This window comes from Zongyangia hominis, assembly GCF_014385095.1.
GTDB lineage: Bacteria > Bacillota > Clostridia > Oscillospirales > Ruminococcaceae > Zongyangia > Zongyangia hominis.
This window is the reverse complement of the sequence record NZ_JACRTC010000004.1, coordinates 80,602-103,870: the sequence shown is the minus strand read 5'-3', so window position 1 is coordinate 103,870 and position 23,269 is coordinate 80,602. Positions and strand designations below refer to the sequence as shown.

Annotated in this window: 18 protein-coding genes; 7 read left to right on the top strand and 11 right to left on the bottom strand. The window is 55.1% G+C overall.

The features are described from left to right. Positions 1–289 precede the first annotated feature (289 nt). From H8709_RS07135 to H8709_RS07125, 3 genes are all read left to right on the top strand, one after another. A complete protein-coding gene (locus tag H8709_RS07135; RefSeq protein WP_262397694.1) occupies positions 290–1,645 on the top strand; it encodes an AI-2E family transporter in 1,356 nt (451 codons plus the stop codon). A 112-nt stretch (positions 1,646–1,757) separates the two neighbouring features. Then, a complete protein-coding gene (locus tag H8709_RS07130; protein ID WP_262397693.1) occupies positions 1,758–2,873 on the top strand; it encodes an iron-containing alcohol dehydrogenase family protein in 1,116 nt (371 codons plus the stop codon). A 345-nt stretch (positions 2,874–3,218) separates the two neighbouring features. After that, positions 3,219–4,172, top strand: a complete 954-nt coding sequence (locus H8709_RS07125) for an aldo/keto reductase (protein ID WP_262397692.1) — start codon at positions 3,219–3,221, stop codon at positions 4,170–4,172. A gap of 72 nt (positions 4,173–4,244) precedes the next feature. Here H8709_RS07125 and H8709_RS07120 read toward each other — a convergent pair whose 3' ends face one another. Together H8709_RS07120 and secA are read right to left on the bottom strand one after the other, a co-directional pair. Beyond that, the gene (locus H8709_RS07120) at positions 4,245–4,472 is read right to left on the bottom strand and encodes a hypothetical protein (protein ID WP_262397691.1); all 228 of its coding nucleotides are present in this window, start codon (positions 4,470–4,472) and stop codon (positions 4,245–4,247) included. Positions 4,473–4,979: 507 nt separating this feature from the next. Further along, positions 4,980–7,733, bottom strand: a complete 2,754-nt coding sequence (secA, locus tag H8709_RS07115; protein WP_262397690.1) for a preprotein translocase subunit SecA — start codon at positions 7,731–7,733, stop codon at positions 4,980–4,982. Positions 7,734–8,288: 555 nt separating this feature from the next. Between secA and H8709_RS07110 the strand changes: the two genes are divergently transcribed. Then, on the top strand, positions 8,289–8,981 hold the full coding sequence (locus H8709_RS07110; protein WP_262397689.1) for an iron-sulfur cluster assembly scaffold protein: 693 nt from the start codon (positions 8,289–8,291) through the stop codon (positions 8,979–8,981). Positions 8,982–9,001: 20 nt separating this feature from the next. Next, entirely contained in the window at positions 9,002–10,000 is a 999-nt protein-coding gene (locus tag H8709_RS07105; protein ID WP_262397688.1) for a GGGtGRT protein, read from the top strand. A 356-nt stretch (positions 10,001–10,356) separates the two neighbouring features. On the opposite strand, the gene H8709_RS07100 is transcribed toward H8709_RS07105, so the two are convergent. From H8709_RS07100 to H8709_RS07060, 9 genes are all read right to left on the bottom strand, one after another. Further along, positions 10,357–15,114, bottom strand: a complete 4,758-nt coding sequence (locus tag H8709_RS07100) for a hypothetical protein (protein WP_262397687.1) — start codon at positions 15,112–15,114, stop codon at positions 10,357–10,359. A 31-nt stretch (positions 15,115–15,145) separates the two neighbouring features. Next, complete coding sequence (locus tag H8709_RS07095) at positions 15,146–15,454, bottom strand: hypothetical protein (RefSeq protein WP_262397686.1); 309 nt, start codon at positions 15,452–15,454, stop codon at positions 15,146–15,148. Next, the gene (locus H8709_RS07090; protein WP_262397685.1) at positions 15,448–15,939 is read right to left on the bottom strand and encodes a hypothetical protein; all 492 of its coding nucleotides are present in this window, start codon (positions 15,937–15,939) and stop codon (positions 15,448–15,450) included. Before H8709_RS07090 ends, H8709_RS07095 begins: the two co-directional genes overlap by 7 nt. A 47-nt stretch (positions 15,940–15,986) precedes the next feature. After that, positions 15,987–16,496 (bottom strand): hypothetical protein, encoded by a 510-nt coding sequence (locus H8709_RS07085; protein WP_262397684.1) that lies wholly within the window; start codon positions 16,494–16,496, stop codon positions 15,987–15,989. A 115-nt stretch (positions 16,497–16,611) separates the two neighbouring features. Continuing rightward, on the bottom strand, positions 16,612–18,108 hold the full coding sequence (locus tag H8709_RS07080; RefSeq protein WP_262397683.1) for a hypothetical protein: 1,497 nt from the start codon (positions 18,106–18,108) through the stop codon (positions 16,612–16,614). A gap of 133 nt (positions 18,109–18,241) precedes the next feature. Beyond that, positions 18,242–18,856 carry a hypothetical protein gene (locus tag H8709_RS07075; RefSeq protein ID WP_262397682.1) on the bottom strand — a complete coding sequence of 205 codons (615 nt, stop codon included), beginning with the start codon at positions 18,854–18,856 and terminating at the stop codon, positions 18,242–18,244. Positions 18,857–19,029: 173 nt separating this feature from the next. Further along, positions 19,030–19,671, bottom strand: coding sequence for a signal peptidase I (locus tag H8709_RS07070; protein WP_262397681.1), 642 nt, complete (start codon positions 19,669–19,671; stop codon positions 19,030–19,032). A gap of 16 nt (positions 19,672–19,687) precedes the next feature. Further along, positions 19,688–22,153: a response regulator gene (locus H8709_RS07065; protein ID WP_262397680.1), complete on the bottom strand. Its 2,466-nt coding sequence runs from the start codon at positions 22,151–22,153 to the stop codon at positions 19,688–19,690. 80 nt (positions 22,154–22,233) lie between these two features. Beyond that, a complete protein-coding gene (locus H8709_RS07060) occupies positions 22,234–22,377 on the bottom strand; it encodes a hypothetical protein (protein ID WP_262397679.1) in 144 nt (47 codons plus the stop codon). A 245-nt stretch (positions 22,378–22,622) separates the two neighbouring features. On the opposite strand from H8709_RS07060, the gene H8709_RS07055 reads away from it, so the two are divergent. Together H8709_RS07055 and H8709_RS07050 are read left to right on the top strand one after the other, a co-directional pair. Beyond that, the gene (locus H8709_RS07055; RefSeq protein WP_262397678.1) at positions 22,623–23,003 is read left to right on the top strand and encodes a TnpV protein; all 381 of its coding nucleotides are present in this window, start codon (positions 22,623–22,625) and stop codon (positions 23,001–23,003) included. Next, positions 23,000–23,227 (top strand): hypothetical protein, encoded by a 228-nt coding sequence (locus H8709_RS07050; RefSeq protein ID WP_262397677.1) that lies wholly within the window; start codon positions 23,000–23,002, stop codon positions 23,225–23,227. Before H8709_RS07055 ends, H8709_RS07050 begins: the two co-directional genes overlap by 4 nt. Positions 23,228–23,269: the final 42 nt, after the last annotated feature.

Below are 23,269 nucleotides of genomic sequence, written 5' to 3'. Positions count from 1 at the left end.
TGGGAGCTTCGCCGGACGCCGCGCCGCCGGGGAAAAAAGAATTTCGTATGTAGTAATATACCACAAACAGCGCCGTTTTTTCAACGGCGGATGCGCCTATCCCAGGAGCACAGGCACCCCATTTCCCCCGACAGGCCCCAAGACGTCTCTGGAGCGAATAAAATGAAAACTTTCCTTAATTTTCTGCCCGTTTGCTGGATTTTTCCAGGCAAATCCTCTATACTACTTGATAATGGCACCTGGGGAGCACCCCCGGATGCAACGGAAGAAAAATGAGGTGTCTGATCGGATGAAATTTCATTGGGATAGAAGATATACTTCCCGCACCATTTCCAATATTCTCGTCTTAGCCGCCGGGGTGGCCATCTTTCTCATCTTTTGGAACATGGGCTCCATTTTCAGCGGCCTGCGCCGTATTCTCAGCCTGCTGACCCCGTTTTTGTTCGGCTTTGCCATCGCCTATCTGCTCAACACCCCCATGAATTTTTTCGAGCGGCTCTACGGGCGGATGCTGGAACGGGACAAACCCAGAAAAAAGGCCAAGCGGACTTTGGCGGTGATTACCACCTATCTGGTGGCCCTCATCGTGCTGGTGGCCCTGTTTTCCTTTATTCTGCCCCAGCTTGTCAACAGCGTCTATCTTTTGGCCCGCAACATCCCCTATTATGTCAGCCAGCTGACCACCTTTGTCAACAAGATTTTGCAGGAGCAACCCGAAATCTATGACGCGGTGTCCAAGTTCATGATTTCCGGCGAGGAGATCATGACCAAAGCCCTGGAACTTGCCAACATCGCCCTGCCCAAGGTGCTGGATTTCTCCATGTCTTTAGGCTCCGGCGTGGCCAACTTTTTCTTGGGCATCGTGGTGTCCTTCTATCTGCTCATGAGCAAGGAAAAATTCTGCGCCCAGATCAAGAAGGTCATGTACGCCTTCCTGCCCGAGGGCTTCGTGGACGGGGCCATCAACCTGGCCCGGCACAGCCATCAGATCTTTAACGGCTTCATCACCGGCAAGGTCTTGGACGGCTGCATCGTCGGCTCCCTGTGCTTTCTTTTCCTTACCCTGTTTCGGTGGCCCTACCCCATTCTGGTGGCGGTCATCATGGGTGTGTGCAGCCTCATCCCCTTCTTCGGCGCCATCATCGGCGCGGTGATCTCCACCCTCATCATTCTGATGGTCAACCCCATCCAGGCCATTTGGTTTGTCATCTTTATCGTCGTCCTCCAGCAGATCGACGGCAATATCATCGACCCGAAAATCTCCGGCAGCAAGACGGGCCTGCCCGCCTTCTGGGCGCTGCTGGCCATCATCGTGGCCGGCGGGGAATTCGGATTCCTTGGCATGCTGCTGGGTATCCCCCTCTTCGCGGTGATCTACTCCATCGTCCGGGGCCTCACCGAGAAGCGGCTGGAAAAGCGTGGCCTGCCCTGGCGCACGGCGGAATATGAGGCCGAGCCCCAGCAAATTCATCTGGGCAGCGGCAAAAAGGTGCAGATGCCCTTCATGAGAAAGGGCAAATACGGCAACAACGAGGTCTACCCCCCGCCCAAGAAGATCGAGGACGATGCGCCCAAACCGCCCAGAAGCGAGCCCTATCCCGCGCCCTGGGAGGACCAGCCGGACGGCGAGGACAAACGAAAGTAGCCGCTTCCCCCTGGGAACGGGACGGGTCCCTTGCCTGGGAGAAACGATCATGGTATCATAGAGAAAACGCGGTAAGAACGGGAACAAGAGCAAGGACAAGGAGTGGAAAGACATGAATTTTAATATGTATATGCCGGCCCGGGTCACCAGCGGGGAGGACTGCGTGCTCAAAAACAGCGCCGCCCTCAAAAAGCTGGGGGACAAATGCCTCATCGTCACCGGCAAGCACAGCGCCAAGGCCTGCGGCGCCTTGGATGACGTCACGGCGGCGCTGGACAAGGAGGGCATCGGCTACCAGGTGTTCGACGAGGTGGTGCAGAACCCCTACGTCATGACCTGCCATAAAGCGGGCCAAATCGCCCGGGAGATGGGCGCCCAGTTCATCTTAGGCATCGGCGGCGGTTCGCCGCTGGACTCCACCAAGGCGGTGGCGGTCTTTGCTTCCAATCCCCAGCTTTCGGGACTGGATATCTACGGCGGATGGCAGAACCGCGCCCTTCCCTTTGTGCTGGTGGGCACTACGGCGGGCACCGGCAGCGAGGTGACGGCGGTATCCGTCCTGACAAACGACGCCACCGGCCAGAAAAAGAGCTTTAAAAGCGATGAGACCTATGCGGCCCTCTCCTTTGGGGACCCAAAATATACTTACAGCTTAAACTATGACTTCACCGTCAGCACCGCCCTGGACGCCTTTGCCCACTGTTTGGAAGGCCTCTTCGCGGCCAAGGGTAACGAGGTATCCGACGCCTATGCTCTGCGGGGTATCTCCATCCTGGGCGGGAGCCTCATTCAGCTCTATATGCACAAGGGCGACAGCGGCGAGCATCTGCCCCACACCCTGAGAGAGCGGCTCTATTACGCCTCCCTCTACGGCGGGCTTGTCATCAACATCACCGGCACCACCTTCTGCCACGCCCTGAGCTATGTCCTGACCGAGGACTACCACATCGCCCACGGCAAGGCCTGCGCCATCTTCCTGCCCGAGTACATCCACCGGGCCCAGGAGGCTTACCCGAAGAAGTTTGCCGGGTTCGAGGCCGCGCTGGGCACCCACTGTGAGACCTTCGTGGACCTCATTAAAGACTTAGCCCGCATGGAAGTGAAGATGACCCCGCCCCAAATCGAGGACTATCTCCCCCGGTTTAAGGGCAACGCCAACTTCCAAAACACCCCGGGCGTCTTTACGCTGGACGACACGAAGCGCGTCCTGACCGAACTCTTCGTCTAGCCGCGGACAGTGTCCGCACCCATACCGCGCAGCGGCGCCGCCTCCCAGCGGGGGGTGTCGCGCTGTGGCATCGTATGAAATTTGAACGCGTGCGGCGCGGCAATGTAGCAAACAAGATTGAGGGCGCGCCATCCTCGCCGGTAGGCGCGGCAGCTGGCGAAAATTTCTCAAATAAAAAAGGACGGCTTTGTGAACAAAGCCGTCCTTTTTCGCCCCAATCAAACACAATGACGCAAAAATAGGAACAAGTTGCACAGAATGAGGGCTTGTTCCTCTGTCAAAAAGTGCTATAATAGGGGTTGTTTGAGAAATGAGCTCTTAGGAAAAACAGGAGGTAAGGTACAGATGCGTTTTAAAAAACTGGGCAACACAGACCTGAATGTATCCGTCATCGGCGCGGGAACCTGGGCCATCGGCGGGGACTTCTGGGGTCCGGCGGACGACAAGAATTCCATCGAGACCCTGCGCACCGCCATTGACGCGGGCGTCACCCTGGTGGACACAGCGCCGGCTTACGGACGCGGCCACGCGGAGAAGATCGTGGGCGAGGCCATCAAGGGCGTGCGGGACAAGGTCATTTTGGCCACCAAATGCGCCATCCGCTGGGACGATCAGACTTCCCCGGTCTACAAGGATTGTTCCCCGGAATATATCACCTACGGCATCGACAAATCCCTCAAAAACCTGGGCGTGGACACCATCGACCTGATGCAGATTCACTGGCCTGAGCCGGTCCAGAAGACTCCCTTTGAGGACACCATGGCCGCGCTGATGAAGGCCAAAGATCAGGGCAAAATCCGCTACATCGGCGTCTCCAACTTCAGCCCCGCGCAGATGGACGCCTGCCGCAAAGCGGGTGAGGTGGTCAGCATCCAGCCCCAGTTCTCCCTCATCTACCGCGATGAGCAGCATCTGCTGGAATACGCCAAAGCGCACGGCATGGGTGTGCTGACCTATGGATCCCTCGGCTCCGGCGTCCTCTCCGGCAAATATAAGGAGCTGCCCAAGTTTGGCCCGGGCGACAACCGCGCCAATTTCTACGACTTTTTCCAGGAGCCCAAGTGGAGCAAATGCATGCAGCTCGTCGAAGTGCTGCGCTCCATCGCCGCGGACCACAATGTGCCGGTGGGTCAGGTGGCCATCAACTGGACCACCCAGAACGACCTGGTCACCAGCGCCCTGGTGGGCATGAGAACCCCCGAACAGGCGCTTCAGAATGTGGCCGCCGCCAACTGGGAGCTCTCCGAAAAAGAGATCGCCTACATCAACAGCGAGTACGACCGCATCTTCGCGGAGTAATTTCCCAGATCGACACAGCATATGCAATAGAAAAAGGGCCGTGGAAGTTTCCACGGCCCTTTTGTGTTTGCATTACCGGAGGAGCAGCATTTCTAATTCCCGCAGATCGCCGAAAGGCGTCTGCTGTACGAGCTGCTTTCCCGTGAGGGTAAAGCCCATGTGTTCATAAAACGCGATGGCGTTTTGGCTGCCCGCTAAGACGAACAGTACGATCTGCCGGGCGGACAGTGTCCGCTGACAGACCGCGCTGCGGTTTTGTACGTGATTTGAGTGCGAGCTGCGCGGCAGTGGTGCGAACAAAACTAAGGGCGCGATATCCTCGCCGGCAGGCGCGCGGGTGACGCGGCAGTGGTGCGAACAAGACTAAGGGCGCGACATGGAAGCGGGCACTATTATACTTGATTACGGCCGGGAGGCCGCTTGCCGACCGCCCACCTACCGGTGGGCGGACAGTGTCCGCCGACAGACCGCGCTGCAGTTTTGTACGTGATTTGGGTGCGAGCTACGCGACAGTGGTGCGAACAAGACTAAGGGCGCGATATCCTCGCCGGCAGGTGGGCGGGTGACGCGGCAGTGTTGTGCATTAGACTTGGGGCGCGACATGAAAGCGGGCACTATTATGCTTGATTACGGCCGGGAGGCCGCTTGCCGACCGCCCACCTACCGGTGGGGGATGACGCGCTGCGGCATCATATGAAATTGAATCGCGTGCTGCGCGGCAGTGTTGCGCATTAGACTTGGGACGCGACATGAAAGCGGGCACTATTATGCTTGATTACGGCCGGGAGGCCGCTTGCCGACCGCAGGTCAGGCGTCGCGGCCGCAGCACTTTTTATATTTCTTGCCGGAGCCGCAGGGACACGGGTCGTTGCGGCCGATCTTCTTGCCCTTTTTAATGGGCTGTTTTTTCTCAGAGCCGTCTCCGTCCCCGCCGTGGGAGGCGGTGGTGGGTTTGGCCACCTGCTCCCGTTTGGGAGCTTCCTCGCTCTTAATCTGGATGGTGAAGAGCATCTTGACCGTGTCTTCCCGGATGGAGTTGTTCATCTCCTCGAACATGTCAAAGCCCTCGAGACGGTATTCCACCACCGGGTCCTTTTGGGCGTAGGAGCGCAGATAGATGCCCCGCTTGAGCTCATCCATGGCGTCAATGTGGTCCATCCACTTGGCGTCCACGTTGCGCAGCAGCACCACCCGCTCGAGTTCCCGCATGAGCTCGCTTCCCAGCTTCTCCTCTTTGGCCGCATAGGCCTCCTTGGCCTTGCCGGTGATGGTGGTGACCAGCTCTTCCCGGCTCAGGCCGAAGAGCTCATCATCATTGTAGACAAGGTCGTCGTCGGAGAGAATCCAGCCTAAGAAGTAGCCTTTCAGGCCGTCTAAATTCCAGTCCGCCTTGTCGTCGGTGTTGGGGATAAATTGGTCCACCGCGGTCTGGACCACGGCTTCAATCATCTTGAGGATGTTGTCTTTGAGGTCCTCGCCGTCGAGGACCTTGGAGCGCTGGCCATAGATGATCTCACGCTGGCGGTTCATGACGTCATCGAACTGAAGCACGTTTTTACGAATACCGAAGTTGCGGGTCTCCACCTTGCTCTGGGCCGACTCGATGGTGTTGGTGAGCATCTTGTTTTCGATGGGCATATCCTCTTCTAAGTTGAGCGCTTCCATCATGCCCTGCATCCGCTCGCCGCCGAACAGCCGCATCAGGTCGTCCTCCATGGACAGGTAGAACCGGGTTTCGCCCGGGTCGCCCTGACGTCCGGCGCGGCCCCGCAGCTGGTTGTCGATCCGGCGGGACTCGTGGCGCTCGGTGCCCACGATGAAGAGTCCGCCCGCGGCCTTGACCTTCTCAGCCTCGTCGGCGATCTCCGCTTTGAACTTGGCGTTTAATTCCTGGAAGGTCTTGCGGGCGTCGAGAATCTCCTGGTCGTCGGTGTCGGAATAGCCGGTGGACTCGCTGATGAGCTCTTCGGACAAGCCCATCCGGCGCATCTCCGCCTTGGCCATGAACTCCGCGTTGCCGCCGAGCATGATGTCGGTGCCGCGGCCCGCCATGTTGGTGGCGATGGTCACCGCGCCGTACTGGCCGGCCTGGGCCACAATCTCCGCCTCTTTTTCGTGGTATTTGGCGTTGAGGATTTCGTGCTTAATGCCCCGCTTCTGGAGCATATGCCCCAGCCGCTCCGACTTGTCGATGGAGATGGTGCCCACCAGCACCGGCTGGCCCTTTTCATGGCACTCCACAATCTGATCGATGACGGCGTTAAACTTTCCGTTCTCGTTTTTAAAGACCACGTCCGGGTGGTCCGCCCGCTGGGAGGGCTTGTTGGTGGGAATCTCGATGACGTCCAGCTTATAAATCTCCCGGAACTCCGACTCCTCGGTGATGGCGGTACCGGTCATGCCGGAGAGCTTTTTATACATGCGGAAGTAGTTCTGGAAGGTGATGGTGGCCAGGGTTTTACTCTCCCGCTCCACCTTGACGCCCTCTTTGGCCTCGATGGCCTGGTGCAGTCCCTCGTTGTACCGCCGTCCGATCATCAGGCGGCCGGTGAACTCGTCGACGATGAGGACCTGCCCGTCCTTGACCACATAGTCGATGTCCCGGTGCATGATGCCGTGGGCGCGGATGGCCTGGTTGATGTGGTGCTGAATGGTCATGTTGTCGGCGTCCATCAGGTTTTCCAGATTGAAGTAGGCTTCCGCCTTCTTCACGCCGTTTTTGGTCAGGGTGCAGGTCTTGGCCTTCTCGTCGACGATGTAATCGTAATCGCCGCCGACCTCGTCCTCCTGCTCTTCCTTGTCGTTGAGCTCCTTGACCCGCTTGCATTTGAGGGTGCGGGCAAATTGGTCCGCCATGGTGTACAGGTCGGTGGATTTGTCCCCCTGGCCCGAGATGATCAGCGGCGTCCGGGCCTCGTCGATGAGGATGGAGTCCACCTCGTCCACGATGGCGTAGTGGAAGCCCCGCTGGACCTTGTCGGTTTTATAGATGACCATGTTGTCCCGCAGGTAGTCAAACCCGAATTCGTTGTTGGTGCCGTAGGTGATGTCGCAGGCGTAAGCCTTGCGGCGCTCCTCGTTGTCGAGCCCGTTGACGATGAGGCCCACGCTGAGGCCTAAGAACCGGTAGACCTTGCCCATCCACTCCGAGTCGCGGCGGGCCAGATAGTCGTTGACCGTGACGATGTGTACGCCCTCGCCGGAGAGGCCGTTTAAATAGGCCGGCAGGGTGGCCACCAGGGTCTTGCCCTCACCGGTGCGCATCTCGGCGATGCGGCCCTGATGCAGCACCACGCCGCCCACGATCTGGACGGGGAAGTGGCGCATGCCCAGCACCCGGTCGGCGGCCTCCCGGCAGGTGGCAAACGCGTCGGGCAGGATGTCGTCGAGGGTTTCGCCGTTTTTAAGCCTTTCCTTGAGAGCGGGCGTCATGGCCTTGAGCTCGCTATCGCTCATGGCCCGGTATTTTTCCTCCAGGGCAATGACCTTGTCCACAATGGGGTTAATTCGTTTGAGCTCCTTTTGGGAGTAGGAGCCGAACAGTTTTTCCATAAAACCCATGTACTTTCACCTCTAACATATTGGAAACACCGGGAACAAAACCCGGTGCAAACCGAAATTCACTGGAACATTCCTATTCTACCGAGGTTTCCTAATTTTGTCAATTGAAGGATGGAGAAGTATATAAATAAGAAAACTGGCACTCAGCAAACATTATATAGAAGCCCCCGGACAAAAGGATGAACATTCAGTAAATAAATGGCCCTGGAAGGCGGTTTTGAGAGAGATTGACAGAAATTTAACTCCCGATTCTCTTGATTAATACTCCGCCCCATATTATAATACAAAGTAGTTGCGCCCTTCTTGTCCAAAGGGGACGGTTTTCGCCGTCGAAAGGTTGGGAATGGCGGACGGGACAACGATTGTCTCCGGCAGATTCCATTCGTTCCATCTGGGTTTTGCGGCGCGGCGCCGGGGCCCGGACGCTCCATGGCGGGATGCCGCTAGAAAGCGGGAATGGTATCGCGGGTCTGCGGCCGCGGCACGCGGTGCGAGGCGGCTGGGACGAACAAATCTTTTTTCGCGGGTTTCCGCGAAAGCGAAAGGAGTACCGATATGAACTATTCTCATGAAGTTGAGAAAATGTGCGTCGTCGCAAAGGGCCCGAAACACGGCCCGGCACCCATCCCCGAGGAGGGCAAATGGGTCAAAGCTTATCAGATTTCGGATATTTCCGGTCTTTCCCACGGTGTGGGCTGGTGCGCACCCCAGCAGGGCGCGTGCAAACTGACCCTCAACGTCAAGGAGGGCATCATCGAGGAGGCCATGGTGGAAACCCTGGGCTGCTCCGGTATGACCCATTCCGCGGCCATGGCGGCGGAGATCCTCACCGGCAAGACCCTCTTGGAGGCGCTCAACACCGACCTGGTGTGCGACGCCATCAACGTGGCCATGCGTGAAATCTTCAAACAGCTCGCTTACGGCCGCAGCCAGACCGCTTTCTCCGAGGGCGGACTGCCCATCGGCGCCGGACTCGAGGACCTGGGCAAGGGCCTTCGCTCCCAGGTGGGCACCATGTATGCCACTAACGCCAAGGGCGTGCGCTATCTGGAGATGGCCGAGGGTTATGTCCTCAACATCGCCTTGGATGAAAACAGCGAAGTCACCGGCTACAAATTCGTAAAGCTGGGCGTCATGCTGGAAAACATCCGCCACGGCATGGACCCGAAAGAGGCTTTTGAAAAAGCAACCGGTACATACGGCCGCTATGAAGGCGCTGCCAAATATGTCGACCCGCGTGAAGAATAAGGGAGAAGGAGGTAACAAACATGGCACAGTTTGAAGGTAAAGAAAGAAGAATGGCCAAAATTGAGAAATGCCTGGCTGAGTACGGCTTTGCATCCCTCGAAGAGGCCCGCGACCTTTGCTTGAGCAAAGGCATAGATGTGGACGCCATTGTCAAAGGCGTACAGCCCATCGCGTTTGAGAACGCCGTCTGGGCCTACACCCTGGGCGTTGCCATCGCACTGAAAAAAGGCATTACCGTTGCCGCCGACGCCGCTGAGGCCATCGGTCTGGGCCTGCAGGCCTTCTGCGTACCCGGCTCCGTCGCCGAGCAGAGAGACGTGGGCAAGGGCCACGGCAACTTGGGCGCTATGCTGCTCAGAGAAGAGACCGACTGCTTCTGCTTCTTGGCGGGCCATGAGTCCTTCGCCGCCGCAGAGGGCGCCATCGGTATCGCCAGAACCGCCAACAAGGCCAGAAAGAAACCCCTCCGGGTTATCCTCAACGGCCTGGGCAAGGATGCCGCTTACATCATTTCCAGAATCAACGGCTTTACCTATGTGAAGACCGATTATGACTTCGCCACCGGCGAGCTCAATGTCGTGGAGGAGAGAGCGTTCTCCGACGGCGACAAGGCCAAGGTCAAATGCTATGGCGCCAACGACGTCCTGGAAGGCGTCGCCATCATGAAGCACGAGAAAGTGGACGTCTCCATCACCGGCAACTCCACCAACCCCACCCGCTTCCAGCACCTGGTGGCAGGCACCTACAAAAAATGGTCCTATGAAAACGGCGTCAAATACTTCTCCGTCGCTTCCGGCGGCGGCACCGGCCGCACCCTGCATCCGGACAACATGGCCGCCGGCCCGGCTTCCTATGGCCTGACCGACTCCATGGGCCGCATGCACGGCGACGCCCAGTTCGCCGGTTCCTCCTCCGTCCCCGCACACGTAGAGATGATGGGCCTCATCGGCATGGGCAATAACCCCATGGTCGGCGCCACCGTCGCCTGCGCTGTCGCGGTCGAAGAGGCAAACAAATAAGTCCCACTTTTAACCGATCAAAAAGCCCCCGGAATTATATTCCGGGGGCTTTTTCCGGCTGCCGCCGGAGGATGCCTTCCGCCGCGTGTCAGGCTGCCGGGGAGGGATGCTTGGCAAAAATCATTCGTTTTGCGCTTTATACCGGTACATGTTTTAGTACATCCCGTCCCTTTCCGCTCATCTGGTCGGTTCAATGCGGATCGTATTTCATGGTGACCTGCAAGTCTTTATGCCCGAGCCGTTCCTGCAAATACTTCGACGGTACGCCGTTTTCGGCCAGCACTTTTCACATCCGGGGCTTGCCGCCCGCCGTTTTTTGATTTTATATTTCTTCTAAGTGTCGCCTGTGCCGTCTGCTATTCCCGGATAATGATGTTATACGGCACCTCGATCGCCTTGCCGTCGCACTCCATCCGGAACATGATACGGTAGGTAGGACCTTTTTTCACTGTAGATGGGACCTGCAATGAAACCATACAGGATTCTTTCCCATCATCGTTAAACACCGGCGGTGTTGTCCATGCTGTGGCTGTTTTGCTGTAATTGCCGTTTGTTTTCTCATACAGTGCGGCGCTATAAGTGATGGGGCTTCCTGCCGGGACCGCGTAATCCAGCTTAAACGTTAATATGGCCCCGGAATCCACCAGCCGGCCAACCTTATCCGTCTGCTCGACCTTCAGACCGTAGGAGGGATCATCCGTGACTGTCAATGTAATCTCCATACTTGCTTCTGGCTTCTGAGAAACGGCCGAAACATAGCCCTCGGCACGGGAAAAATACAGCTCTGCTTGTAGCTTATATTTCCCCGGCGAAAGTCCCCATCCCGCGGTTTCCAGAAGGATGTTAAATAAAACGGTATTGGCTCCTGCTTTTCCCAGGGTGAGAAGCGCTTTGTTCTCGGCCGTTCCCGTCTTCACCTGGTTGGCCGTTATAGTGGCGCCCGCCGGGAAATTTGCCGGGGTTGATCCGTCCTCCGCATAGAGGGTAAGAGACAGTGTGAGATAGTCGGAGGCATGGCAGGTATCGTTTCCTACAAGCTGCTTGCTGTTGAGAGAGCCGGAAAGCGCAGCCGTTCCTTTGCTTGCCATGCTCATACCGCTTTCGCTTGTATCCACAGCGATCGTGAACTCCCTTTTGGGTGTAAGTACCCATGCGGCTGCGGCACTGCGCTCGGTTTGCGCCCCGTCTTTCGCGCCTGGAAATACAAGCTTTAGCGTTTGCGGAAGCTCATTGCCTGATATCGTCACCGTGGCCTGCGCATAGTCCACCACGAAAAGCAGCTTAGCGTCAACAGGCAGACGCTCACTGATAAACGGAGATATTCCGTCATTCATACTTACGAATGACGACAAGGGGATTTGCGAGCTGTCAGTCTTTGCCTCCGAACACGAATAGTAATAATACTTCGGCTGTTTGCCGTTGGAGATATCCGCAAGGATCAGCGTGGCGCCGGCTGGGAAGGCTCCTGTGATATACGGTTTTCCGTAATTTGCGGACAGGTAGCTCTGCAAATTGAACTGTACGCTCACGGCGCTGTCGGAGGTGATTTTCACCTGATCGTTTCCTGTCCTAATATCGGAAAAGTTTTTGCCCTGGGACAAGACGCTGGAAGGATAATTTTCGTCCATTTCAGTGCCGATGGTACGGATGGTAATTGTTTCGGTTATCTCCACGCCATCGGTGCCATCTTCACCGATAACCACCGTCACCGTGCCGGCTTTGGATTTCGTGGATAGCAGATTGGCGTGGTCCAGAGTAATAGTGAGCGTAGAGACAACTTCTTTTGTGGTCGTTCCAATCACATCGGTATTCTCTTTTAGGATATCTAGCGAAGCGCCTGAATTCAGCGAAGCTGTCAGAGTAAAGTTTTGATCTCCCCAGGGAATTCCCGCGTTCCTGTTAGAATCCATTTCAGTGGAGGAAACTAAATGGATTCCGTCGCTGATAGTCACCGACTTTATTTTCAGCGTTCTCGAATTGATGTAGGCAGGAATGAGAATGGTTGTCGTCTTGGCGGCTCCTGCCGGGGAAGTCCCTTTCACGCCGGTCAGCGTTACGCTGGAGGCTATCTTGAAGGGGTGGATATGAAAGGTCACCGGATTCGTGGGCGTATGGCCCTCAGATGCAGCACTTTTCAAATCGTACCGCTGCAGCCCGCAGGCCGACCAAACAAAATCGGTATCTCCTTTCGCACCGGATACATCCCAGCTAACATTCTCCAGGGTGATGGTGCAGGACTCCCCGTTGGGGATCACTCGTTTGTTTTCAGCACCCTTGTCTTTCACCACCAGTTTGATGCATCGGACATCGTCCCAACTCAGTTCATGACCCTCAAATTTCTTTTTTATTTCCTCTTCGGTGAAATATGAGGCAAAGCCGCCATCCATACTGAAATCCGCCTTGCCGTTGTTGTAGAAATCCGTGTTTGCTGGATCCGTGGAAATATCCGTGCTATACCGCACATCATACAAATTGGCATATTCGCTTTTGAGCGTCACCGGGCCGGTGAGGGAAAGGTCGAATGCAGGAGCCTCTGTATTGCCCGTCATATGCCCGGACATCGCTTCGCCTTTTTTGGGAAGCTGGATGAGATAATAGAATTTGTCGCCGTCCACCGTGCCGCCCTGATTGTTTTGGAAAGAAATGCGGTAGTCTATACTGCCCGAATTGTCGATGAAGATCATCTCCGAGCTATAATCGGCGTCCGTCGTCCCGCTATGGTCTTTTACCGCCGCATGAAACTCCACCATCGGGGCGGCGGCCTGCACGGTAAAGGTGGCATTCGTGTCCGCGTTGTGCTTATAGGTTGCGCGGTACGTCCCTGCGCTGAAATGATCTTCTTTACTTGGATTGTGCGTCCAGTTACAAGGATTCCAGCCGCTGTTCATTGTACTCAGGCCTACTTCCTCATCAGCCGCACATACCAAATCCCGCAAGTCGTACTGGGTGGTCTGTGAGATGGTATTGGAGGCTTGCAGGGTGAACGTCAGGGTCAGAGATTGGAAGCCATTTACAGCATTTAAATTTTCGCCATAGTAGCCAATCGGGACTTCGGTATTTCCAAAGTTGATGGCGGTAAGCGTATAGCCTGTTTCTTTTCCGTCTACGATTTCCGCAACAGAAGTTTGCTCGACGGGAAGAGCATTCACGCGGTCGGTGCTCAGAGAGTTTTTCACCAAGGAAAGCTCTTTAGGCAGCCGCAGATAAAAAACGGGATGCGAGATAAAGGTGGTGCTATGATACGGGTAATCGCTGGCTTCGAGCTGAGCCGTGACCTTCAGCGTGCCCCCGGCTGGTATGGTGGTGCTTTCATTCCCTTTGAGCGGATCGGTATTCCGAAGTCCAATGGTAGTTGTGCGCGGTTCATCCTGGACCTTGATCGACATCTGTTCATATTTTGCCGTGGTTTTGCCTGTCTCGACAGATTCAATTACAAGCGAGGCGCTCAGGCATTCCTTGCCGGCTTCCGGTTTGTTTGCGCTGCCCTCGATCAGCTTTCCGTAAATCGCGCCGCCGCTCATGAAGGGGGAGGAACTGGCGTAATAAAGCGTTCCCGGCTGGAGCGTCCCCACTTCATAGGAGATGGTATGGAAGTAGTAGTTTTTTTCTACCATTTCCGCGTTCCGGGATACAATCACATCCCGGCCGGTGTCATTGAGGCTGGGGGTTACTTCAATCTTTACGGTATCGTTAGGTACTTCTATGCCGTCCTTATCCGTCACCGTGCAAGTGACATCCACCTTTTGGTTCTCATTTAGCTTGCAGTCGGCTTGTTTGGGCATAATGAGCCGCATGGACGTGACGCCTACGCCGCTTTTACCGGCAAAGGTATAGGTGAATTTCTGCGGCCCGGACGCCGCGGCTCCCTGATTGGATAACAGAAAGTTATCGAGATAGTAGGCGACGTCTGTGTTCGTTTCGCTGGCCGGAAACGATTTTCCCCCGGCTCCCCGGCCGATGACAAGTTGTCCCTCGTTGCTGAGATTAAATGTAACGGCTGCCCCAGTATTCGGAGTATAGTAATCGCGTTCTCCTCCATAGATTCCCTGTACGCGAATCTGCGGCTGCGGGTAGGTAATCTTATCACCCGCCTGGAAATTGCCCGACGGAAAACTATATTTTGCATTGATGCTCGGCATGCCATAGCCGAAATTACCATTGTCCGTCCAGGTGAGCGTAGTTGTGTGGTCTTTCGTCTCGGCGTTGGTATAATCTGTGGGAGATACCGCGGCAATGCCTGCATATTCAGCATGAACCTTTGTTCCATCATGCAAAGTCTTATACGGCGCTTCCTGGATCAGAGTCACTTTTTTCCAGTACAGGTTCGGGGTGCTGTTGATTTGGCTGCCGCTGCGTCCGTTATAGATATATTGCCGGCCCATTGAGACGGCTGTATCAAGCGGTTTGTCATACATGATATCCGGATCGTTGCTATAGGAAACATAATAGGTTTTGGTCTTATCCGTACCGGTATACGTCGTGACTTTAGAAAGGATTTTTGTTTCGGTAAAATTGCCGGCTGTCTTCGTTACCGCAACAGGAACTGCATAATTGGAAGTCTTATCATCGGGCGATCCTGTCACCGAACCGCCGTTTTCTTTATTCCAAAGCTGTTCATCGTAGGAAATTAAAATATCGAGAGAGACTTTGTCCACAGCCGGCTTGATGGTGTATGTCAGCGTTCCACCCAGCGCAGGATCCTTATCGGCCGGACTGTAATTGGTCGGCAGCTTGGATTTAACATAAGTAAACGTCTGAATCTGGGAATTCGCTTCGGTGGGATATCCGCCCTTATTGAAGCACATCCCCACCGGCAGCTCGATTTTGATTTTTCTCTCGCCGTCCACGCCGGTGAAATCCGCCGTTATGGTGAGCCTCCGGGTTTCGTCATAGGCCCACTCTGAAGCAACTGCGTCTCCTTCAGATACCAGGGAAACGGAGTCGCTGCCGTCGGTTTTGACAACCGTGGCGGTCAGCGTCTCGCTGCCCATATCCGCCGCCGCGAACGCCGTAAGGCTTTGAAGATTGACAGCGCAGAGCAGCAGGCAGACAGCCAGCAGAACCGCCAGCAGGCGCTTTGGGGCTTCCGATAATTTCATCATTTTATCATGCATTTCGCTTAGCTCCTTTCGCTCTTCTCACCTGTCAATTACCGTTTAGTGAAATCGTGCTGTTTATGATTTCCTGTTCTTTTATGCTGTAATTGTGCACAGGATCTTTTTTAAAGAGAAGGAAACTGCAGCTCCCGCTGGCGGTTATCTTTATGGATACGGTACTGCTGCTAAAGACGGCTTCTTTGAATAACGGATTGGTCCGGTCGGGGGACAGCAGGCTGGCGTCCCATTTCAGTGTAAATTCCTGCGTCGTGTTGCCGCCCTTGATAATCAGTTCGGCGGTGGGACTACCCACGGAATCCACCACCTGATATTTCGGCGATTCCGTATCCTTCAGCACAAAAGTGCCGACAGTGCCTTTTCATAAGGAGATGTCGCTTTTGCGGTCACTGTCACCGTTTTTGCCCCTGGTTCCGGTTTGACGGTGATCGTATCACTCACGGCGGTTCCCGCACCTGAGGCGATTGTCCCTTTTGTAACTTCACTCTTGGCTCCCCCGGTTAGAGTATAAGAGACCTCGTATGTAATATCGGTTTCGGAAATCCGTTTTTCATCCTCAAAGTTTTGAAGCTGGATTTTAATACCATCGCCCCAGCTGTATAGCTCATAGGAAGCATTCTCGCTCGCGTCTTTGAGCAGGTCGCTGGTGAAATAGAATGCCTTGGTGCCGACCAGCGCGGGCTCGCTTTTCCATTGCTGCACATATTTCGCCATCGTCAGCCCGGTGACCAGGGCGGCGGCCGTCAGAACGACGCCGGCCAGCAGCAGGCACCGCCGCTTTTTCTGCTTGTTTGGTTTTTCATGTTGTGGCCGATGGAATTTCATTCCATTTCACCGCCTTCCTCTTATTTCGCATCTGTAGGAATCGCCTGCTAGACGTCCACGATGAGCGTAACCGTATCGATTTCATCCATGTAATCCGGCGCCGTTTGCCCGGCCGGCCAGGTGATCGTCAGGGTATAGGAATGCGTCGTTTGCTCCGCCGCCGGCAGAAACCCGGCTGTGGATTTCCACACGCCGCTTGTATTTTTTAGGCTTCCAGCTGGATTCTCCGTCCCGGCCTTCGGCGTTAAAGTAAAGGTAAAAGGCAGGTTCCCGGAGGTTTTCACCGTGACGGTGTACTCCTGCGCCACTTCGCTGGTCTTCCCTCCGGAATAGTTCGCCACCGCAAACTCCACGGTTTTGGTATCGCCCGGCTGCATGCCGCTGACGTCAATCGCCGTATTTCTCATCTCGCCGGCCACCGCCGCCACCGTCGCTATGGCGCTACCGTTCACGGAAGAGGCATACCGGGCGTAGGATACGCCGCATACCGCCATGCAGATGAGCGACAGGCAGAAGAGATAACCGGCGATGCGTCCGGCGGTCAGTTGTTTTTTCAATCGGCACACCCCTTTCTGTGGGATATGAAGTTACGAATTAAGTCCGGCAGGAATAGCAGCGCCAGTCCCGCCGTGTAAAGCTTTGCGAATGAGCTTTCCAAGTGCCTGGCCCATATTACGCTCTCTCTTGGGCGAGGATTTGGAGGCTGACGATGTAGTCGCCGCCGGTAAGGCCTGCCGCCGTATCCGCTTTGTCATTGCCAGTCAACGGCCACTCCCAGTCCAGCTGGTAGGTGGTTTCCGTCTTCGCTCCGATGGAGCCTTCTAGAACCAGCGTCCCATTGACAATCGAGCCGGTGACGCGCCCCGCGGTTTTGTTTCCATGCGCGTCCAGAGGCGTCAGCGTGAGCTTCAGGGGAATGTGCAGCCGGTCTTCCGAAAGGGTGATGGTGATCTGCAGCTCCTTCGACCGGGTGTTCTTCAGCCGGAAGCGGTAGAACCCGGCGGAACCGGGCTGGATTTTGTCCGCCGGGCCGCCCACGCGGTTATAGAACAAATCGATGTCGCTCTGGCTTTCCCAAAGCATCCAGCCGCCCTTGTTTTCGCCTTCCACGCCGAGGGTGCCGGGATCTTCCGGTTCGGACGGGCTTGAAGTGGAGGTGGAGGACGCCGGCGGCGTGATGACCGGGATATCCCCGCCGGAGCTGCTGCCGGGTTCCGATGGATTCGTCGGCTTGGAGGAGGGCGTGCGGGAGGTGTCCGAAGGCTTGGAAGAAGGCTCGGAAGGACGGGAAGAATCGGCGTTCTCCGGCTTTTTGTCCGTAGGGATCTGGTAGGGTTCCTCCGGATTTACGGTACTGCCGTCCGGCTTCTTCACTTCACCCGGGGCTATTACCGTCCCGTCCGGAAGCGTCACTGTTGCGTCGGCTTTAACCTTTTCGCCGTTCCCGCCGGTATAACCGTCGTTCGGGATGGGGGTTACGGTGTTGTCCGGGAGGATCAGGCTTCCCAGCACCACCACCGTCTTGTCGGGAAGCACAACCGTGCCGGAGGGGAGCGCCACGGCGCCGTCCTCTACGTTCATTTTCTTTTCTCCCGCGGTGAGGGTTCCGTCGTCCTCCAGCGCCACCGTTTTCTCCGGCAGCAGCTTCAGAGCCTCGCCACCTGCGTCCAGCTCCACCGCCAGTTCCACAAAACGCACGTTGACGGAAAGCTCCACCGCGTATTTTCCGTCGGCCTGCTTTTGGATGTTAATCGGCTGGCCGTCGGAGTTACGGAAGATGGTAAATTCGCATTTCGCCAGTGCCTTTCCGTTATCGTCCAGAACGGAAAGGGTATGCGGCCCAGGCTCCGTCGATTCGTAGAAAAACCGGCCGCGTCCGTCCGTCGTCGTAATGCGGGGCTCGCTGCGCAGCTCCACCCGCTTGTCTGCATATGGCGTCCCGTCGGTGTAGAGAACCTGTCCGGCCACATGCAGCGCCCGGTTGTGATCCGGGCCGATGACGATGGTGTCGATAATCTGCCCGCGATAGGGATCGGTATTCCGTCCGATCAAAAAGCCTACGATGACCGACGAGAACAGCGCCAGCAGGAGCAGCAGCACAACGACGCGCTTTTTTTTACGTTTTTCCTCCCGCAAAGGAGTCTCGTTGTTTTGATTTTGTTGTTCCATTTTGTCCAATCTCCTTTGCATGCATGAATTTCAGCCTTTTGCAAAACGCTCTGTCGAATCGGAAGCGCTTTGCGAAGGGCTGAAAGCCCTTGCGGGTCCCCGCCTGGCACAGGGGCGGGGAGCAATCAGCGGTTTAGGCAGCCGGTTGTGACGACACGTTGGGTATTGTCTGCTTGCCCAAAGCCGTGATGTCCAAAGTCCAAGTTTTATCGGCATAAGTATTGTCATTAGAAGAGATCGTGTCGTTTTCGTCAAACGCCCATTCCCAGGATACGGCAATGGTCTTTTTCATGTTTGCTGCAGTTGCATCATAGTCGATGGTGCCAGTGATGTCGCTGTTTAAGGTATAAGCCGTTGCATCCCCAGTGCCATTGACAACCTTAAAGGTAAGGTCGGTCGGCAGCGTTGTTCCGGACTTGGCTGCAATTTTTACGGTATAGTCCACACCTACCTCGCTGGTGCTTCCATCCAGCACAATATCAAAGGTGCCCTTGGTCCCGGGAGCGATGACGCCGTCCTTGATGTCCTTAGCATCATATTTTGTGCGATTGGTTGTACTGCCCAGATCAATATCCGTAAATTTGGTGTCCGAAGCATTCGCCTTGAAACTCCAAGCGGCTACCTCGGCTTTTGCGTTTCCTGTCACTTCCGTGACATACCGGGCCAGCGTTCCGCCCATCAGGGTCATACTGATAAGGGTGAGTGCCAGGGCCACAACGCCCAGGTGCCCAAATAACTTCTTTTTCATGGGGGTTACCTCCTTAAGATGGATTGGGACTTGGGAAGAATGCCGTTTGGTTTCTGCGGGGCGCGCTTCCCATTTGCCCACAGCGTTTTACCGGGTGGCCCCGGTTTGATCTATATGGAACATTAGCGGCGTCCTGTGCCGGCGCCGAAAATGTGACCAACATAATTACGTGACTATAGCTTCGGTTCCTCTTGGGAATCCCTTTGCGTGTTCTGCGCTGCCTTCAGTGCGTTCAGCTCCGCCTCCAGTTCGGCGGCCCGGGATTTCTCTTTTTTGTCCGCCTGCCAGCGGCGGATGACGTCCCAGAGAATCAGCAGCAGAATCGGGCAGACGATGAAAACAATCATGCCGGTGGTGCTGGAAAGGAACATCACAAAATTCCCCATGCCGCCGAGTTTTCCGCCGTTCCAGACGCCCTGCACCTGCTCCGGCTTCACCCGTTCGCGATCCTCGGTATTGTTGGCGTCGCCCTTGGTGATATAGGAAATTGTTCCGTCCTCACCCCGCTCCACGCCGACGATCCGGTGGGTGACCGCCTGTCCGTCCTGCAAGTAGCAGATGACGTCGTTTTCCTTCAGGGAAGCGGTGCCGGTTTTCTGTACGAAGATGAGATCCCCGGTCCTAAAGGTGTCCTCCATGGAGCCGGACAGCACCGCCACCGGCTTAACGCCGAAGACGCCGGGGATTTCCTCCGGGTGTATGTATGAACTGATGATCACCGTCACATTGATGAGGATGACTGGTATCAGGAGCACGCACAGCGCCAAATTGACTGCACTGAAAATCCAGCCTGTTTTTTTCTTTGCTTCTTCCATCGATTCAACCCTTTCCTTATTCCATATGCGCTTTCTTGTTATCTGGGCCAAGGAAGCGCTGTATCTCCCGCAGCATGACCGGAATATTCAGCGGCTTTGGAATATGGCTGTTCATGCCGGCTTGGCGGGCCAGCTGAATATCCTCCGCAAAAGCGTCCGCCGTCATAGCAAAAATGGGGATGGTGGCCGCATCTTCCCGTTCCAATCGGCGGATTTGCCGGGTAGCCTCATAGCCATCCATAACCGGCATGTGGACATCCATCAAAATCAGATCAAAATATCCGGTGGCCGATTGCTGGAAACGGTCCACACATTCCTGTCCGTTTTCCGCGATTTCTACTTGAGCGCCCATCTCTGTGAGCAGCTCTTTGGCGATCTCTTGGTTGAGGGCATTGTCCTCCGTCAGCAGGAACCGCCGGCCGGACAGGTCGGCACTGCCGCCGTGTACCGCGTCCGGCGCGGCGGTATACAGAACATATTGCCGGATACAACGGTTGAGCGTAGATTTGAAGATCGGTTTTTGCAGGAATCCGTCAACCCCCGCCGCCAACGCGGCCGCTTCAATGGTCGCCCAGTCATAACCGGAGAAAACGACCACGGGAATTTCACGGCTTGTACGCTGGCGAATCAATGTGGCGGCCTCGACTCCGCTGATGCCGGGCATCTTCCAGTCCAAAAGGATTAAATCGTAATCCTCGCCCCGCTCATGGGCTTCGATTGCCAGATTTACGGCAGTCCGGCTGTCCTGCGTGACGTCCGGATCGATGCCCAATTCGTGCAGAAACTGCTCGATGGACCGGCAGGTATCCGGATCGTCGTCCGCCGCCAATATGTGCAGCGCAGGCAGCGGCGACGTCTGGTCCGATTCTTCCCGGTCCAGGCGGAGATCTAGGCTGACGGTAAAGACGGTCCCGCGTCCCGGCTCACTTTCCACTGTAATAGAGCCTTGCATGATATCGACGATCATCTTGGTGATGGCCATACCCAGGCCGGTACCCTCGATTCGATTGACCCGGCTGTCCTGCTCCCGGGTAAAGGCGTCAAAGAGGTGTTCGATAAACTCCGGTTTCATCCCCATACCGGTATCTGCAACGCGGAACTCCAGATGGGCGCAGTGCTCTTTGGGAGAGGGACGTTCCGACACATCCACGGTTATGACCCCACACGGGGGCGTGAACTTGGTGGCGTTGGACAAAAGGTTGATCAGTACCTGGTTGAGCCGCAGCGCGTCAAAATAATACAGCTCATGCTCTACCTGGTGCAGCCGGATCTCAAATTGCTGATCCTTTTTCTCTACAAGCGGCTGAACAATACTGACAAGATCCGTCATCAATTCCGGTAAGGAAACGCTGTCCTCATTGAGCGTCATCTTGCCGCTCTCGATCTTGGACAGATCCAGGATATCGTTGATAAGCCCCATCAGCAGATTGCCGGACTTACTGATGTTCTTTAAGTATTCCCGCACTTTTGCCGGCTCCTCCGCATGGTCGGTGGCCAGCTTCGTCATGCCGATGATAACGTTCATGGGGGTGCGGATATCATGGGACATATTGGAGAGAAACCGGCTCTTCGCCATGTTGGCGCTCTCGGCGGCCTTGCGCGCTTTTTCCTCCGCCAGCAGAATTCGCCGCGTGGAGCGACGGTTTACAAGGAAAAAGGCGGCCAATATCAGCACACAGGCCGCGATGATAACGAAAAGTACCTGAGATTGCCGCAGGATGCCGTTCGCTTGCTCCATGATGACCCGGTTCGGGATAATGGACACCACATACCATCCATCGGCATTTTCCATAGGGACGTAACAAAAGACATAGTCCTCTTTCTGATACCGGAACTGCGCAACGCCTTGTTTTCCCGTACGCAATGCGTCCTTAAAGGAGCGGACGGCCCCGGCGGCGTTGCCCTGCAGGTCCACAATATCAAAGAGATTCCGAAATGTGCGGTTGCTGTTGCGGTGCTGGGAACGGATAAGGATGTCTCCCGCACGGTTTACCACATAAGAAAACCCCGTGTCATTGTAGAAGGAAAGGGAAAAACGCTCGGCGACATCTTCCAGAGGCTGCGTTTTCTGCACCAATCCTTCGGAGCCGTCCGCAAAGGCAAAACGCACATAATATCCGATGGTCCATATGCCGGTGCGTTCATCCAGAAAAGGCTCCCGGATTCCGTCGCCTTCCAGAGCTTTGTAATTCTCAAGGGACTCCGCATCCAACGCCCGGCCCTCTTGTAGAAGATCGGTATACCGCATTCCGGAAGTGAGATCGACACAAATATAGGCGCCTTCCGCGTTGTCCAGCAGATACATTTTATTTTTTAATTCCACGTGATTGTCGGAGCTCACCTCGCTCAACTCGACAGCCAGCCATTGCAGCATTTCCTCGTCCTTTTCCAAATAGGTGTCCAGCGCATGGCGTCCCTGGTCGGTTACCTCCAGAATATCCGTAACGGAATGGGCGTGCAGGGCCTGCTGAACGTTCGCCATATAAAGCAATCCGCCCACTATGATGATCAGTACGGACAACGCGATTAAAAATAATAGAAAACTGCCGGAATGCTTTTTCATCATTGCACAGCCTCCGTTTCCATGGCTCTGAAGGCGCTGATCTGTTCGTTCATATTGGAAACGGCCGCCTGCGCGTCTGCGCCCTCCAGCATCTTTACAATGCACTGGCGCGTCATATCCCAAACTGGAATTTGAATTTCCACAAATTATGACCTCTTAACAGAGGTTATAGGTTATCATTAAAATCCTCCAAAAGCCTTGCAAATAAAGGATTTTTCGCAGTGTGCTCACCTTATCCCTTTATACGATTTCACAACAATTTATTCTTCCCTCGCTATCTCATAAGGGAAAAATTGAGGGAAAAAAATCTCATAACAAAATATAACAGGTTGTGGCAATCGGGAAACTGTGACATATGTGCGAATATATGATACTGGAGGATTTCAATATGGACAAGTACATTTATAACGAGAAAAACGGTCTTTGGTATGAGTTGCAGGGCGATTATTACATTCCCTGCCTGGTATTACCTGACGAAAAAGAAGAAAGGCATATCGGCATATGGGGACATCGGCATTTGCGGTATATTCGGGAGCATAAAAAGGTACTTTACACCGATTTGGTGATAAGCGGCAAGCTGCAATCTTACCTTGCTGATGTTGAGGAACAGGCACAGGAGCTGTTTGACCGACTGATGAAGCAACGGGCGGAGCATGGGGGCATTACCGAAACACTGAAAGCAAAAAGCCCCATGTTATGGGTCGGCAGGATGAACGCACTGCGGTCAGCAGTTACGGAAGCTGTCAATGCCGAGGTGATCTTCGTATGAGAAAGCAGAAGTATTACCTTTATCTCACAGTAGAGGAACGGATGTATATCTTTAATGCCTTACTCGTCTTCCGCAACAAATTGATTGCACAAGCAAGATATACGGATGCGGTGGATGAGGTTATGATAAAGTTACAAAAACAGGCTTCGGCGGCAGGGAGAAATCCCTGCCGTTTTCACAGAATGATTCACAGAATGATTCAGATTTTTGCATTACCCTCTTGAAAAATCAAAGCAAATATAGTATAATATTAACGATCATTCACT

What these genes read in the sequence shown, in the direction of transcription:
- H8709_RS07090 (WP_262397685.1), bottom strand. Translation starts at nt 15,939, where the DNA reads ATGAAATTCCATCGGCCACAACATGAAAAACCAAACAAGCAGAAAAAG.
- H8709_RS07105 (WP_262397688.1), top strand. Translation starts at nt 9,002, where the DNA reads ATGGCACAGTTTGAAGGTAAAGAAAGAAGAATGGCCAAAATTGAGAAA.
- H8709_RS07100 (WP_262397687.1), bottom strand. Translation starts at nt 15,114, where the DNA reads ATGCATGATAAAATGATGAAATTATCGGAAGCCCCAAAGCGCCTGCTG.
- H8709_RS07125 (WP_262397692.1), top strand. Translation starts at nt 3,219, where the DNA reads ATGCGTTTTAAAAAACTGGGCAACACAGACCTGAATGTATCCGTCATC.
- H8709_RS07065 (WP_262397680.1), bottom strand. Translation starts at nt 22,153, where the DNA reads ATGGCGAACGTTCAGCAGGCCCTGCACGCCCATTCCGTTACGGATATT.
- H8709_RS07070 (WP_262397681.1), bottom strand. Translation starts at nt 19,671, where the DNA reads ATGGAAGAAGCAAAGAAAAAAACAGGCTGGATTTTCAGTGCAGTCAAT.
- H8709_RS07055 (WP_262397678.1), top strand. Translation starts at nt 22,623, where the DNA reads ATGGACAAGTACATTTATAACGAGAAAAACGGTCTTTGGTATGAGTTG.
- H8709_RS07080 (WP_262397683.1), bottom strand. Translation starts at nt 18,108, where the DNA reads ATGGAACAACAAAATCAAAACAACGAGACTCCTTTGCGGGAGGAAAAA.
- H8709_RS07130 (WP_262397693.1), top strand. Translation starts at nt 1,758, where the DNA reads ATGAATTTTAATATGTATATGCCGGCCCGGGTCACCAGCGGGGAGGAC.
- H8709_RS07135 (WP_262397694.1), top strand. Translation starts at nt 290, where the DNA reads ATGAAATTTCATTGGGATAGAAGATATACTTCCCGCACCATTTCCAAT.
- secA (WP_262397690.1), bottom strand. Translation starts at nt 7,733, where the DNA reads ATGGGTTTTATGGAAAAACTGTTCGGCTCCTACTCCCAAAAGGAGCTC.
- H8709_RS07110 (WP_262397689.1), top strand. Translation starts at nt 8,289, where the DNA reads ATGAACTATTCTCATGAAGTTGAGAAAATGTGCGTCGTCGCAAAGGGC.
- H8709_RS07050 (WP_262397677.1), top strand. Translation starts at nt 23,000, where the DNA reads ATGAGAAAGCAGAAGTATTACCTTTATCTCACAGTAGAGGAACGGATG.
- H8709_RS07075 (WP_262397682.1), bottom strand. Translation starts at nt 18,856, where the DNA reads ATGAAAAAGAAGTTATTTGGGCACCTGGGCGTTGTGGCCCTGGCACTC.